The sequence below is a fragment of the Xanthomonas sp. F10 genome (assembly GCF_014206815.1).
GTDB lineage: Bacteria > Pseudomonadota > Gammaproteobacteria > Xanthomonadales > Xanthomonadaceae > Xanthomonas_A > Xanthomonas_A indica.
In genome coordinates, this window is sequence record NZ_JACHNP010000001.1 from 33124 (window position 1) to 46970 (window position 13847).

Below are 13847 nucleotides of genomic sequence, written 5' to 3' on the forward strand. Positions count from 1 at the left end.
CCTGAATACGCCCACTCAGGCCGCGACCGCCACCCGTTCCAGGCGGTCGACCGCGCCCTGCATGGCGCTGTAGAAGGCATCGTCGTCGCGATGCAGGCGCAGCCGGTCCAGCCGCGCCATCACCGCCAGCGCCTCGGCCGAGGCGACGCACAGGCGCCCGCCGCGACGGTTGACGAACAACAGGCGCGCCGAGATCGGACTCACCCAGGTCAGCTTGCCGGGCTGCACGCGGCCTTCGCGATCGACGAAATCCAGCCAGGTGCCCAGCGGCAGGGTGCGGAAGTAATCGGCGGTGATGTGGTCGAAATCGGTGGGCTGGGCCGGCTCCGGCAGTGCCGGCACGGTCTCGGCGGCAGGCGGCTCGGGCGCCTCCACGCTGGCCACGGGCAGCGCGGCCTGCAACGGCCGCGCGTGCGCCAGGTCGTCCAGCGCGGTGTGCAGGGACTGCCAGGCGGCCTCGGCGGCCGCCGCGTCCAGGCCGATGCTGGTCCACAGCCGGGTCAGCTCGGCGCGCTGCGGCTGCAGCCAGCCCTCCAGCGGCGCCGCACCGGCCTGGGCCTGGCGGCACTGCGCCAGCACCGCATCGCCCAGCGCCAGCGCCGCGGCGAGCGCGCTGCCCTGGCCGTCGTCGCGCAGGGCCGACTGCTGCACGTACTGGCACCAGGACTGGCGCAGGAAGGCATCGATCGGCGGCGGCAGGATCAGGTCGTCGCCGGCCTGCTGCAGCAGTTCGTGCACGGCCTGCGCGGCGCGCTGGCGGGCGACCTCGCGGCGCTCCTCCGCCCGCTGCAGTTCGGACGCGCGGCGCTCGGCGATCTCCACCCGGCGCCGGTACTGCTCGTAAGCGCTGCCGAACTCGGCCTCCAGCGCCAGGAACACCGCCAGGTGCTCGTCGAAATCGCGCACCACCCGCTCCACCGCCGCCTGCGCCTGCGCCAACAGCGCCTGCTCCGGGCCGGTGCTGCCGGCATTGCCGTCGCAGGCGTCGGCCAGCAGGTTGAGCAGGCGCCGCGCCGGATGCCCGTCGCGCACGAACAGGCGCCCGTCGATCAGTGCGACCTTGGCCATGGGCACCAGCATCTGGCCCAGCAGTTCGCGCTGCGCCGGCTGCAGCACGCACTCCTCCAGCATCACGTCGAACAGCAGGCCGACCAGATCCAGCGTGTCGGCGTCGGCCGGGTCCAGGCAGGTGCTCGCCGGATCCAGGCCGAGTGAGGCGCCGACGCCGGCGATCTGGCGGCGCAGGCCCTGCGCCAGCGGGCCGCCGTGCTCGCAGACGGCGGCAAACCCGGCCAAGGGCATGGTCTGCAGCAGCGACAGCACCGACAGCACCTCACGCGGCGACAGGCAGCGCCGGCCATCGCCCGCGCCCGCGTCCGGCTGCGCCTCGTGCAGCAGCGCGCGCAGCGCCGGCGGCAGGACGTCCTGCTCGTTGCGCGCGTGCGCGTCCAGCGCGCGTGCGGCGCGGCGCTGCGCCGCCGACAGCGGCGCGGCGGTTTCCCAGTTCTCGAAGAAGCGGCTGATCCAGTCCGGCGCCGCCTCGTCCTCGCTCGCGCCCAGGCGCGGGATGGCGCGGCGGCGCGGGCGCCCGCTGGGCAGCGCGCGGGCGCGCGCAACCTGGTTCAGGCGCTGCTCCAGTTGCGCATACAGCTCGCCGACGCGTTCCTGCAGTTCCTGCTCGCAGATCTTGACGATCGCCAGTTGCACCTGCGGCGCCAGCACCAGCCCGTGCAGCGCCGCATACACGGCCGCGCCCACGTGCTCGGGGCCGAACGGGTTGTTGTCGGCATCGATGCGCTGGCCGCCGGCGATGAAGCCGAGGAACCGGTTCAGCCGCATCAGTTCCGGCCGCCAGCGGTGCTGGATCGCGCCGGCCAGGTTACGCACCGCCAGGCGCACGTCCAGTTCCTGCTCCGAGACCAGGCTCAGATCGCCACGCTCGCGCGCCAGGCTGCGCTCCACCGACAGCGGACGGCCGGCCTCCAGCGCCTGCCAGGCCTGGGCCAGGTGCGCGCGGAAACGCGCGGCGATCGGCTCACGCTGCTGGCGCAGCAACTGGATCGCTTCGAAATAGTCGTTCTGGCTCGGCCCGGCGCGCTCGGCCATGCGGAACAGCGCCTCGGCCAGCACATCCAGCACCTCGCCGAAGGCGCCGGCGAGCGGGACCGACACCACATCCCGGACCTGCTCGAGCAGATCCGCGTTGCGGCTGGGCGACAACTCTTCAGCGTATTCAGCAAGGGTCATGGCAGTGTGATACGCAGGCAGCAGTGAGACCGACGTCAATCCGGAAGCTAGCGGCAGATCAGCAACGCAACGTGATTGTCCGTGTAACTGCGGCATCCGCTGCCGCCTGCGAGCGCGCGACTATAATTTCGCGCCCGCCCCACGGAATCGAGACTATGCGCACAATTCATTCGCTGCAAGCGCTGGATGCGCGCCGTTCGGTGCCATCCAAGCAACTCGGCGAGCCGGGACCGGACGCGGACACGCTGCTGGCCATGCTGCAGTCGGCGGTTCGTGTCCCCGATCACGGAAAGCTGGTGCCGTTCCGCTTCCTGCGCATCGCCGGCCCGGCGCGCCAGGCATTGGGCGACATCCTCGCCGAGCGCACCGTGCAGCGCGACCCGGGCGCGTCGCCGGCGGCGGTGGAAAAGGACCGCGAACGCTTCGCGCATGCGCCGGTGGTGATCGCGGTGATCACCTGCCTGCAGCGCGGGCACAAGGTGCCGGAAATCGAACAGTGGCTGACCGCCGGGTCGGTGTGCTTCGCGCTGCTGCAGGCGGCGCAGGCCTATGGCTTCGGCGCGCAATGGCTGACCGGCTGGATGGCGTATGACGAAATAGTGACCGCGCGGCTGGGTTTGGCCGAGCACGAACACGTCGCCGGCTTCATTCACATCGGCACCGCCCGCATCGACGCCCCGGAGCGCGAGCGGCCGGATCCGCGCGCGCTGCTCAGCGACTGGACGCCGTGAACGCAGGCCTGCCCCTGTCGCGGCCGCTGTACCTGGTCGACGCCAGCCTGTACGTGTTCCGCGCCTGGCATTCGATTCCCGACGAGTTCCAGGACGCGCAGGGCTGGCCGACCAACGCGGTGCACGGCTTCGCCCGCTTCCTGCTCGACCTGCTCGAGCGCGAACGCCCGCAACACATCGTGATCGCCTTCGACGAAGCGCTGGACAGTTGCTTCCGGCATCGCCTGTACACCGCCTACAAGGCCAACCGCGCGCCGGCGCCGGATGCGCTGCGCCGCCAGTTCGCGCACTGCAAGGCGCTGTGCGCGGCCTTGGGCCTGGGCGTGCTGGCGCACCACGACTACGAGGCCGACGACCTGATCGGCAGCGCCCTGCATCGCGCGCGCGGCGACGGCTTCCACGGCGTGATCGTCTCCGCCGACAAGGACCTGTCGCAGTTGCTGCTGGAATTTGACGAGCAATGGGACTACGGACGCGGCCAGCGCTGGGGCGCGGCCGGGGTCAAGGCACGCCACGGCGTGCATGCGCACCAGATCGCCGACTACCTGGCGTTGACCGGCGATGCGATCGACAACATTCCCGGGGTCACCGGCATCGGCGCCAAGTCGGCGGCGATCCTGCTGGCGCATTTCGGCGACCTGGACACGCTGCTGGCACGGGTCGAGGAAGTGGCGTTCCTGCGCCTGCGCGGTGCCGCGCAGATGGCCGTGCGCCTGCGCGAGCAGCGCGAACACGCGCTGCTGTGGCGGCAGCTGACCACCATCGCCCTGGACGCACCGCTGCACACCGCCGCGGCGGATTTCGCCCGCGGCGCGGCCGACGCCGACATGCTGCAGGGCCTGTGCGAGGCACTGCGCTTCGGGCCGCTGACCCGGCGCCGGCTGCTGCAGGCCGCCGGCCTGGAGCTTGCGGCCGGCTGAGCGCCGCGCTCGCCGCGCGGGCGGCGCTGCCGCTGGCCCGGCGCGGGTGCCCTTCGAGGCGAGAGGCCGCCGCAATGCTCGGCGCGCCCTGCCCGTGGCGCACAGCGAAACCGTGGCGCCGGTTCCGCGTCGCGCCCGCCGCACCGCAGGCCGCATGCCGCGCATCAAAAACACATCGCACGCTCTACACTGCACCGCATCGCCGGACCGCGCCGCGCGCGACCGCGCCTTCTTCCTCCGCTACCTGCGAGCTGCCCATGCCCCGCCATGATTCCCCGCCCCGCGTCGTCTACGAAGGCAAGTACCAGCGCATGGTCGTGCGCGGCACCTGGGAGTATTCCGAACGCGTGCATGCCGGCGGCCTGGCCGCGATCATCGTGGCGGTCACGCCGGACGACGAGGTGCTGTTCGTCGAACAGTTCCGCGTGCCGCTGCAGGCGCGCACCATCGAGATGCCGGCCGGCCTGGTCGGCGACATCGATGCCGGCGAATCGATCGAAGTGTCGGCGGTGCGCGAGCTGGAGGAGGAGACCGGCTGGACCGCCGACCACGCCGAGGTGCTGCTGATCGGCCCGACCTCGGCCGGCGCCAGCAACGAGAAGGTCGCCTTCGTGCGCGCCAGCGGCCTGCGCAAGGTCGGCAACGGCGGTGGCGACGCCAGCGAGGACATCACCGTGCATTCGGTGCCGCGCACGCGCGCTGCCGCGTGGCTGGTGCAGAAGATGGGCGAAGGCTACGCGTTGGACGCGAAACTGTGGGCCGGCCTGTGGATGATCGAACACGAGCTCGACGGTACGCCGCGTGGCTGAGGCATCCGTTTCCGACCTGCCGCCACTGCTGGGCGCCGACGACCCGGCGGTGTTCCGCATCCACCGCCCGCACGGCAGTTCGCCATTCGTGCTGCTGGCCGACCACGCCGGACAGGCGGTGCCGCGCGCGCTGCACGGTCTCGGCCTGGCGCAGGCGGACCTGGACCGGCACATCGGCTGGGACATCGGCATCGCCGGCACCACCCGCGCGCTGTCGGCGCTGCTCGACGCCTGGGCGATCGAGCAGACTTATTCGCGGCTGCTGATCGACTGCAACCGCCCGCTCGCCTCGCCGACGCTGATCCCGCCGGTCAGCGACCGCACCGTGGTACCGGGCAACGCCGGGCTCACGGCGACGCAGCGGCAGCAGCGCATCGACGCCGTGCACGCGCCCTACCACGCGCGCATCGCCGCCGAACTGGACGCGCGCCGCGCCGCCGCGCGGCCCACCGTGCTGGTGATGATGCACAGCTTCACCCCGGTGATGGACGGCGTGCCGCGGCCCTGGCATGCCGGCGTGCTGTACCACCGCGACACCCGCTTCGCCCACGCGCTGCTGCAGGCGCTGCGCGCGGAGGACGACCTGCTGGTCGGCGACAACGCACCGTATGCGGTCAGCGACAGCAGCGACTACGCGGTGCCCGTGCACGGCGAAGGCCGCGGCCTGCCGCATGTGGAACTGGAGATCCGCCAGGACCTGATCGCCGACGCCGCCGGCCAGCAGGCCTGGGCGCAACGGCTGGCGCGGATCTTCACCACGCTGCAGCCGCAGTTGCTGGCGCTGGGCTGAGCCGGGGCGGACGCAGGCCGGCCGATCGATCATGCCTCGCGCGGCAGGCAGGGCGCTGCGCCGCACTCGCCGCGCGGATAACGCAGGCACAACGCGATGGCCACGCCCACGACCGCGAACACAGCCGCCCCGTACTGCGCCTGCACCAACCCGTGCAGCGCCGCCGCGCTGGTGGCCGGTTGCGCGCCGCGCGCCGCATTGGCCACCATCACCAGCACCGCCAGGCCCACCGCACCGCCGATCTGCTGCGCCGTGGCGGCCATGCCCGAGGCCACGCCCTGCTGCGGCGCCGGCACGCCCTGACCGGCCACCACCCACATCGCCGTCCAGCTCATGCCCTGCCCCACACTGAGCAGGACAATGCCCGGCAGCAACGGCCAATAACCCGCGCCATGCGGCAATGCGACGGTCGCTGCGGCGATGCCCAGCGCGCCCGCGCTGAATCCCCAGGCCAGCACCTGCCGCGGCGAACGCCGCTGCAGCAAGCGCTCGGCGATGCGGATGCCGAAGGCGCAGACCACCGTCGGCGGCAGGAACGCCATGCCGGCCTGCAGCGGACTCCAGCCATAGCCGTCCTGAAAGTACAGCGCCAGGAAGTAGTACTGCACGCCGTAGCTGCTCATGAAAGCGAAGGTCAGGCCCAGCGCGGCGCGCAGACCGGGAAGACGCAGCAGCGCGAAGCGCATCAACGGATCGCGGCTGCGTTGCTCGATCCACACGAAGCCTGCCAGCAGCACCGCCGATGCCAGCAGGCAGGACAGCGTGACCGGCGCGCTCCAGCCCCATTCCGGGCCCTGCACCAGGGTGGCGACCAGCAGGCTGCCGCCGGCGGTCACGGTGGTGCATCCGGCCAGGTCGAAGGTGCGGCTATGCGCGCGCGGGCCATCGGCCGGCAACCACCGCCCTGCCGCCGCCGCGCAGGCGATGGCCGGCGGCACGATGACCGCCAGCACCGCCGGCCACCCGAAGGCCTGGGTCAGCGCGCCGCCCAGCAAAGTGCCCAGCGCCAGTCCCACCGCACTGGCCGTGCTCCAGATCGCCAACGCGCGATTGCGCGCCGCGCCTTCGGCATAGAGGGTGTTGATCAGGGCCAGGGTTGCCGGAAACAGCAATGCCGCGCCCACACCTTGCGCGGCCCGCGCGGCGATCAGCAGCACGGCGTTGGGTGCCAGCGCGCCCAGCAACGAGGCCAGCGCGAACAGCAGCATGCCCAGCCGGTAGAAGCGGCGCCGCCCCAACAGATCGGCTGCGCGGCCACCGAGCAGCAGGCAACCGCCGAATGCCACGGTGTAGGCGCTGACCACCCATTGCAGGCGCTGCGCGTCGATCTGCAGCGCCCGGCCCATGTCGTGCAAGGCGACGAAGATGATGGTCGCGTCCAGGGCGATCAGCAATTGCGCGGTGGCGAGCAGCGCCAACGCCCTGCGCGGATGGGATAGGGAGTGCATCGGCATCGGGGACATGGGGAGGAACCGCCAGTCTCACTGATGCGAAATCGCCGATAAATCCTGTGCTCTTCATATTTGTCATGATTTTTCGCATGAATCGCAAAAGCATGGATCTCAACGCGGTGCGCATGCTGGTGCGCGTGGCCGAAGCGCGCAGTTTCACCATCGCCGCCGGCCAGCTCGGCGTCAGTCAATCGGGGCTGTCCCGCGCGATCGGCAGGCTGGAAGCGACACTGGGGGTCAAGCTGCTGCAGCGCACGACCCGCAACGTCGGGCTGAGCCCGGACGGGCGCCAGTTCGTCGAGCAGGTAGCGCCGCTGCTGGGCGGGCTGGACGAGGCCGAGCGGCAACTGGCGGATCGCTCTTGCACGCCGTCCGGCACGCTCAGGATCAGCGCGCCGTCGATGTTCGGCCGCAAGGTGCTGGTGCCGCTGCTGGCCCCATTGCTGGCGCAGCATCCGCAGCTACGCGTGGAGACCGTGCTCAGCGACCGCCTGGTCGATCTGGTCGAGGAAGGCTTCGACGCGGCACTGCGCACCGGCCCCATCGCCGACAGGCGCATCGTCGCGCGCCCGTTGCGGCCGCTACGCTGGGTGACCGTCGCCAGTCCCGCCTACCTGGCCGCACGCGGCGCGCCCACCGATCTCGAGACGCTGCGCGATCACGCCTGCCTGGCGATCCGCAATCCGCGCAGCGGGCGCCTGGTGAACTGGCAATTCCTGCAGGAGGGGCAACGCTGCGGATTCGCGCCGCCGGCGCGGATGGTGTTCGACCACGGTGACCCGCTGGTGGAAGGCGCCATCGCCGGCATGGGCATCGTGCAGGTGATGGATTTCGCAGTGGCCGATGCACTGGCCGACGGACGCCTGCAACGTGTGCTGCAGGCCTTCGAAGGCCGCAGCCGCACGCTGTCGTTGATCTATCCGCCGTCGCGGCAACGCTCGGCCAAGCTGCACGTGTTGACGGAGGCCCTGCTGACCGGGAGCTGGTGAAGCCACTGCACCGCCGATGGCACGGCAATGCGCCGCGACGACGATGCACGCCATGCGCATGCGGCCCGTCGCCCTATGCCAGCGTCGGCACCGGCATCCACGGAAACGCCTTGTAGCCCTGTACCTGCAGCCGAATACCCAGCGCGGCGACATCGGCCGCGATCGCCGCGGCGCGGCGACGGTCCAGTGCCTCGCCCACGGTCAACGGCCCGGCGCGGCACGCTGCCAGCGCCTGCCTGATCGGACACTCCAGCAGGCGTGCGACCTGCTGCGCCACCGGCTTCAGGTGTTCGGGCGGGCAGCGCGCGAGCACCAGATCGAACGAGGCGAAGATGCCGGGGCCGACGCCCAGTGCACGGGCCGCCTCCCAGGCGTCCTCGTCCGCCTCGCCCAGGGCCTCGTCCACACCCTCCACCTGCAGGAACGCGTCGTACTCGGCGTAGTAGGCCAACGCCTGCGCGTAGTCCTGCAACGTGGACAGCGGGCATTGCCGCTTCTGCACATCCAGCACATCGGCGAACGTCGCCGGTTCCAGGTAGGGTGCCAGGCCCAGCGCGCGCCGCCGCCGGCACTGCGCCAGTGTCGTCGAACGCGGTGGCTTCGTCTGGCAGCAACCAGAAGCGCGCCTGCAGCGGATCCTCGCCAGTCGCATGCACCCAGCCGAACGCCTCGTGTATGTGGCCCTCGTCGTTGCAGGCGGCAAAGGCGTCCAGCGTCTCGCGCAGGCTCATCAGCGGGATCATGTGTCGTCGGACAGGCAGTGGCAGCGCAGTCTACGTCAGGCTTGCGCCGGGGCCCATGCGGGACCATGACGGCACGCCGCCGGACCTCGCCAGGGTCGGCGCCAGGCGAGACCACCACGTCCGCCCATGCAGTTCGCGGCCGGTGCGCCGCCGCGATGCGTGCCAGTGCAGCGACGAGGCTGGGTTGGCGCACATGCGCCAACGATCGGCAACGCATCCGATCGCCACTGCGACCATTCGGCATGCCTCGACCGCAGCGACGCTCAGCATGCTGAAGCGGCGAGCGCCCATCTTCACATCAAGCTGAGCGCTGGCTGCGCACGCTCGGGCTGGACCGGTGCGCACCCGCGCCCCGCCCCGCACCGGACACCCCATGCTCATCCGCCTCGGTTACGAGATTCGCTATCGGTTCGCGCAAGCGACGCCGATGCTGGCGATGCTGGACATCCATGACAGCCGCCGCGACGACATCGTCGCCGCCACCGCCTTGCACAGCGCGCCGGCGGTACCGCTGCACAGCTATCGCGACGGCTTCGGCAATCGCTGCACGCGCCTGCTGGCGCCCGCCGGCACGCTGACCCTGCGTGCCGATGCGGTGGTGCGCGACAGCGGGCTGCCGGACCAGTACCGCTACGATGCGGCGCAGACGCCGGTGGAGCAGTTGCCCGACGACACCCTGGTGTATCTGCTCGGCAGCCGCTACTGCGAAACCGACCTGCTCAGCGGCATGGCCTGGGAGCTGTTCGGCGGCACGCCAACCGGCTGGGCGCGGGTGCAGGCGATCTGCGACTACGTGCATGCGCACATCGCCTTCGGCTACGCCCACGCTTGCGCCACCAAGAGCGCCGCGCAGGCGTTGCAGGAAGGGCGCGGCGTGTGCCGCGACTTCGCGCATGCGGCCATCGCGCTGTGCCGCTGCATGAACATCCCGGCGCGCTACTGCACCGGCTATCTGGGCGACATCGGCGTCCCCGCCTTTGACGCGCCGATGGACTTTTCCGGCTGGTTCGAGGCCTTCCTCGACGGGCACTGGTACACCTTCGACGCGCGCCACAACCTGCCGCGCATCGGCCGGGTGCTGATCGCGCGCGGCCGCGATGCCGCCGACGTGGCGATCAGCACCACCTTCGGCGACAACGTGCTCGAATCGTTCGTGGTGTGGACCGAGGAGACCACGCAGGCGCAGCTCGACGCGCGGCCCGCACCGCCAGGTGCGGTCGAGGCTGCCGGGTACGCGCCTGGCAACGTGCTGGCCTGCTGAGCCGGAAACGGAGGCGCCGCACGGCGCCCCCTGCGTGAGCGCGCCGCGCAGGCGCGCGCGGACTCAGGCGAAACCGTCGGTGGCGCGCACCAGCGCGTCGACGTTCTCCGCCTCGAACGCCGAATGGCCGGCCGCCGGCGTGATCTGCAGCGTCGCCTTCGGCCAGGCCTTGGCCAGGTCCCAGGCGTTGGCCAGCGGGCACACCACGTCGTAGCGGCCGTGCACGATCACCCCGGGGATGTCGGCGATGCGGTGCGCGTCGCGCAGCAACTGGTCCTCGACCTCGAAGAAGCCGCCGTTGACGAAGTAGTGGTTCTCGATGCGCGCGAACGCCAGCGCGAAGTGCGGGTCTTCGTGGCTGTCGACGAAATCGGCATCCACGTGCAGGAAGCTGGTCGCGCCTTCCCACACGCTCCAGGCCTTGGCCGCGGCCAGGCGGGTGGCCTCGTCGTCGCTGGTCAGGCGCCGGTGGAAGGCCGAGATCAGGTCGGCGCGCTCCACCGGCGGGATCGCCGCGACGTAGTGCTCCCAGGCATCGGGGAACAGGCGGCTGGCACCTTCCTGGTAGAACCACTCCAGCTCCCAGCGGCGCAGCATGAAGATGCCGCGCAGCACCAGCTCGGTGACGCGCTGCGGATGCGTCTGCGCGTAGGCCAGCGCCAGGGTCGAGCCCCAACTGCCGCCGAACACCTGCCAGCGCTCGATGCCCAGGTGCGTGCGCAGCCGCTCGATGTCGGCGACCAGGTCCCAGGTGGTGTTGTCGACCAGGTCGGCATGCGGCGTGGAGCGGCCGGAACCGCGCTGGTCGAACAGCACGATGCGGTACTTGGCCGGGTCGTGGAAGCGGCGCATCTTCGCGTTGCAGCCGCCGCCGGGACCACCATGCAGCAGCACCACCGGCTTGCCGTGCGGATTGCCGCACTGTTCGTAGGACAGGGTATGCCGTGCGTCCACCGGCAACATGCCGCTGTCGAACGGCTCGATCTCGGGATACAGCGTGCGCATGGCGCCTCCTGCGGGAAAACCGCGATTCTACCCATGCGCGCCACGATCAGCGGCGCTGATCAGCAAACGGCCGGCCGCGAAGGGGCCCGGCACAGCGCCGACCGGTCACGCGGGATCGGGACTAACCGAGAACCGACGCGCTTCTGCCGTGCGCGTCCTGCTGCCGCTGCTGCGCTTCCATGGCCACGTGCTGCTCACGCTGCTGATTGAACGCCTGCGCCCGCTGTACCGTCTCGTGCATCGGTGCAGCCGCCTGCGCCACGTCCGTGGCGGCGCGAAAGCCAGGCGTGGTACCGGACACCCACAGCGTGTCGCCGGCCATCTGCACCCGGTCGATCTTGTCCGCGCCCACGATGCCGGCTTGCTTGGCGCCGAGCATCGCCTGCGCGACGTGCGCATCGTCGATATGCGCCGGCACGTCCTTGCGGATACGCGCGAACATGGCCTGATCGGACGCAGACAGCGCGCCGAGATTCTGCGCACGATCGGTTGCGTGTGCGGCCGACGGTGCCGCCTGGACGCTGGAAGCCGGCGGCGTCGACGCGCCATGCGGATGCGTCGCGGCAGGCGTCTGCGGATGCGGCTGCGCGGACGCAGGGGCCGGCGTGCCGCGCTGGAACCATTGCCCAGGATGGGTCAGCGTGTCGTAGGCCTGGCCCGCCGCGTGCTTGGCCGCATCGATGCCCTGCGTGGCGGTCTGTCTTGCGGTTTCGTACGCCTGCGTGCCGACCCGTGCGGCGCTGTCGGCCGCTTGCGAGATCGCGTGTCTGGTCGCGGCGTAGGTGTGCGTCACCGCGCGTTCGGCCCGCTCAACCCCATCGGAGACCGCCTGCTTGCCGAGCTGATACGTTTGTGTGGCGGCTTGCGCCGCAACCCGCGCGCCATCGTAGGCATTGACGATGTGATTGGCGACGTTGGCCACGCCCGCCTGGAAGCGAGGATCATGGATGCGTTCCACCACGGCGTCGGCAGCCGCATGCGCGCCTCGCTCCACGGCGCTTTTTGCCGATTCCAGTCCACCGCCTACCCAACGTGCCGCCGCATCCGCACCCCGGCCGTGCAGGCGGGCGGCTTCGCCCACCACATGCCCAGCCAGCGGCGCAACCGGGATGAACGGTGCGGTAAAGCGGCCACCCTCACGCGCCACCGCGGCTATGCGCTCGTCCAATGCCTGCACGTAGCGGCCGCTGGAACGCACCGCATCGGCACTGGATTGCAAGCCGTGCTGCACGCCCTGCACGATACCGCTGCCTTCGATCCGGTCACGGATAGGCTGATCGGCATGCAAGGTCAGGTATTCGTTCACTTGCCGCTGGACTCCGGGAGGCAGCAGGCGCTGGCCATCGCCTGCTTGCATCTGCCGCAGCGCCAGCGACAGTTCCCCGCGGTGTTGCGATACGTCGCTGCGGAAAGCTGCAATGGCCGCTTCATGCTCCTCAGAGCGCTGCACCGCCTCTGCGAAGCGGGCGGGTTGCAGCATATTCTCCGGACTCTGGCTGCCAAAGTGCTGTTGGCCGCCATGATCATCCAGGCGCATCGCGATCAGCACGTTGGGCGGCGGCGCGCCGGCCGGCGCATCCAGATAGCGCCCCGCGCGAAGGCTCTGGATGTCGTCCTGGCTGGCCAGCGACACTACCTCGCCGATATGCGGGCTGGCCGCGCTCACCACATCGCCGGCCATGCGGTAATTGGTGAGTTGGCAGCCCGGTTGCGCCGGACCATCGATCAGCTGCGCCGCGCCATAGCCGTTGAAGGTGGCGCCGCGCAGGCCGTACTTGGCCGCCTCGAGTTCCGCCAGCGCCCCGCCGAGGGAATGGCCGGCAACCGAGATCTGGTCACTGGGGATGCCGCGACTGGCTGCCTTGGCGAGCATGTCCGCGGTGAACGCATCGGCGGCGGCTTTTTGCGGATTGACATTGTCTCGCACCATCTTGGCGTCGACAGCAATGTCCTGCAGCGTGGTCAGCGCGTGGTCCCGCCTCTCCGCGCTGGTCGCCCCCGAAAACAGCGCTGGATCAGTGCCACGATAGGCGATGATGACGTCATGCGGCGCCGCCACGTTTTGATAGGCGGTCGCGTGAAAGCCGGTCGTCGGGTCGTTCGCATAACCGAAGACGGTATAGTCCTTGCCGTCCAGGGAAACGGCCTTCGACGTTTCGACATCACGCTGCGAGCGGTTGACATAGGCGTCGTTGGCCGCGTCGGCGCGCACCTGATCCATGTGGCTCATGGGATGACATCCTTGACGACGACGGTGACGAGAAAGTACGCATCTGGATGTTGCGAGACTTCAGGGTCTTCAGCAGTCAGGGTCTGCGCACCATAGCGCGCGGCGGCGCGGTCGCCGTACAAGCTCTTCTTGAAATAACTCGTCTGCAGGCCGTCGCGCAGGAGGGTATTCAACGTGTGGCTCCAGTTGAACCTGACTCCCGTGGCGACTGCCGTGATGCCCACACTGGTCACGTCCCAGTGGCATACGCCAAGCTTGTAGTAATCCTCGTCCTGCAAGGCGTCGCGGTAGAAATATCCTTTCCACGTGTGTTCGTCCACGCGAGCCATTTCAATGTCGATGCCAATGTTGGGGACATCCTGCTGGCCGAGGAATGAGTCCATCGGCAAGCATTTCTTGTTGACCACGTCATATCCGATGTAACCCGCGATCGAATCCCACGGTCCGGGAGCCTGCGACGTAGCGATGACTTCGTAGCGCTTGACCGGGTGTGGATTCTTCGCGGGGTCTTTCGGGCTGCCGTGTGTCATGGAACATCCTGCCGTCAGGGTTATGGAGAGGGTGAATGCAGCCAGGGCAATTCGGGTTTTCATGCGGGCACTCTACGCCGCAGCCGTCAGGGACGGCAACGCGCTGGCAGCGCGGCGCTCCAGCCTGACCGCCTCTTCCAG

At 70.1% G+C, this 13847-nt stretch carries 12 protein-coding genes; 6 read left to right on the top strand and 6 right to left on the bottom strand.

Annotation, left to right across the window (positions count from 1 at the left end; all coding sequences use genetic code 11):
* Nucleotides 1-15: 15 nt before the first annotated feature.
* Nucleotides 16-2247 (bottom strand): DUF1631 family protein, encoded by a 2232-nt coding sequence (locus FHR56_RS00190; protein WP_184502358.1) that lies wholly within the window; start codon nt 2245-2247, stop codon nt 16-18.
* A 155-nt stretch (nt 2248-2402) separates the two neighbouring features.
* Between FHR56_RS00190 and FHR56_RS00195 the strand changes: the two genes are divergently transcribed.
* The 4 genes from FHR56_RS00195 to FHR56_RS00210 all read left to right on the top strand — a co-directional run bounded on the left by FHR56_RS00195 (nt 2403) and on the right by FHR56_RS00210 (nt 5497).
* Entirely contained in the window at nt 2403-2978 is a 576-nt protein-coding gene (locus tag FHR56_RS00195; RefSeq protein ID WP_184502359.1) for a nitroreductase, read from the top strand.
* Nucleotides 2975-3898 carry a 5'-3' exonuclease H3TH domain-containing protein gene (locus tag FHR56_RS00200; RefSeq protein WP_184502360.1) on the top strand — a complete coding sequence of 308 codons (924 nt, stop codon included), beginning with the start codon at nt 2975-2977 and terminating at the stop codon, nt 3896-3898. Before FHR56_RS00195 ends, FHR56_RS00200 begins: the two co-directional genes overlap by 4 nt.
* Nucleotides 3899-4155: 257 nt before the next feature.
* Nucleotides 4156-4707, top strand: a complete 552-nt coding sequence (locus FHR56_RS00205; protein WP_184502361.1) for an NUDIX hydrolase — start codon at nt 4156-4158, stop codon at nt 4705-4707.
* Nucleotides 4700-5497 carry an N-formylglutamate amidohydrolase gene (locus tag FHR56_RS00210; RefSeq protein ID WP_184502362.1) on the top strand — a complete coding sequence of 266 codons (798 nt, stop codon included), beginning with the start codon at nt 4700-4702 and terminating at the stop codon, nt 5495-5497. Before FHR56_RS00205 ends, FHR56_RS00210 begins: the two co-directional genes overlap by 8 nt.
* Before the next feature lie 29 nt (nt 5498-5526).
* Here the strand turns inward: FHR56_RS00210 and FHR56_RS00215 are convergent, their stop codons facing one another.
* Entirely contained in the window at nt 5527-6945 is a 1419-nt protein-coding gene (locus FHR56_RS00215) for an MFS transporter (RefSeq protein ID WP_184502363.1), read from the bottom strand.
* A 107-nt stretch (nt 6946-7052) separates the two neighbouring features.
* Between FHR56_RS00215 and FHR56_RS00220 the strand changes: the two genes are divergently transcribed.
* Entirely contained in the window at nt 7053-7937 is an 885-nt protein-coding gene (locus FHR56_RS00220; RefSeq protein ID WP_184502572.1) for a LysR family transcriptional regulator, read from the top strand.
* 73 nt (nt 7938-8010) lie between these two features.
* On the opposite strand, the gene FHR56_RS00225 is transcribed toward FHR56_RS00220, so the two are convergent.
* The gene (locus tag FHR56_RS00225) at nt 8011-8448 is read right to left on the bottom strand and encodes a hypothetical protein (RefSeq protein WP_260400226.1); all 438 of its coding nucleotides are present in this window, start codon (nt 8446-8448) and stop codon (nt 8011-8013) included.
* A 605-nt stretch (nt 8449-9053) separates the two neighbouring features.
* Here FHR56_RS00225 and FHR56_RS00230 point away from each other — a divergent pair.
* The gene (locus tag FHR56_RS00230) at nt 9054-9941 is read left to right on the top strand and encodes a transglutaminase family protein (protein WP_184502364.1); all 888 of its coding nucleotides are present in this window, start codon (nt 9054-9056) and stop codon (nt 9939-9941) included.
* A gap of 63 nt (nt 9942-10004) precedes the next feature.
* Here the strand turns inward: FHR56_RS00230 and pip are convergent, their stop codons facing one another.
* From pip to FHR56_RS00245, 3 genes are all read right to left on the bottom strand, one after another.
* Entirely contained in the window at nt 10005-10946 is a 942-nt protein-coding gene (pip, locus tag FHR56_RS00235) for a prolyl aminopeptidase (protein ID WP_184502365.1), read from the bottom strand.
* Nucleotides 10947-11067: 121 nt separating this feature from the next.
* A complete protein-coding gene (locus FHR56_RS00240) occupies nt 11068-13176 on the bottom strand; it encodes a hypothetical protein (protein WP_184502366.1) in 2109 nt (702 codons plus the stop codon).
* Nucleotides 13173-13769 carry a hypothetical protein gene (locus FHR56_RS00245; RefSeq protein WP_260400227.1) on the bottom strand — a complete coding sequence of 199 codons (597 nt, stop codon included), beginning with the start codon at nt 13767-13769 and terminating at the stop codon, nt 13173-13175. The genes FHR56_RS00240 and FHR56_RS00245 overlap by 4 nt, the downstream gene beginning before the upstream one ends.
* Nucleotides 13770-13847 lie beyond the last annotated feature (78 nt).

Excerpts from the sequence above, each read along its gene's own strand:
- pip (WP_184502365.1), bottom strand. The coding sequence starts at position 10,946 with ATGCGCACGCTGTATCCCGAGATCGAGCCGTTCGACAGCGGCATGTTG.
- FHR56_RS00215 (WP_184502363.1), bottom strand. The coding sequence starts at position 6,945 with ATGCACTCCCTATCCCATCCGCGCAGGGCGTTGGCGCTGCTCGCCACC.
- FHR56_RS00245 (WP_260400227.1), bottom strand. The coding sequence starts at position 13,769 with ATGAAAACCCGAATTGCCCTGGCTGCATTCACCCTCTCCATAACCCTG.
- FHR56_RS00190 (WP_184502358.1), bottom strand. The coding sequence starts at position 2,247 with ATGACCCTTGCTGAATACGCTGAAGAGTTGTCGCCCAGCCGCAACGCG.
- FHR56_RS00220 (WP_184502572.1), top strand. The coding sequence starts at position 7,053 with ATGGATCTCAACGCGGTGCGCATGCTGGTGCGCGTGGCCGAAGCGCGC.
- FHR56_RS00230 (WP_184502364.1), top strand. The coding sequence starts at position 9,054 with ATGCTCATCCGCCTCGGTTACGAGATTCGCTATCGGTTCGCGCAAGCG.
- FHR56_RS00205 (WP_184502361.1), top strand. The coding sequence starts at position 4,156 with ATGCCCCGCCATGATTCCCCGCCCCGCGTCGTCTACGAAGGCAAGTAC.
- FHR56_RS00195 (WP_184502359.1), top strand. The coding sequence starts at position 2,403 with ATGCGCACAATTCATTCGCTGCAAGCGCTGGATGCGCGCCGTTCGGTG.
- FHR56_RS00240 (WP_184502366.1), bottom strand. The coding sequence starts at position 13,176 with ATGAGCCACATGGATCAGGTGCGCGCCGACGCGGCCAACGACGCCTAT.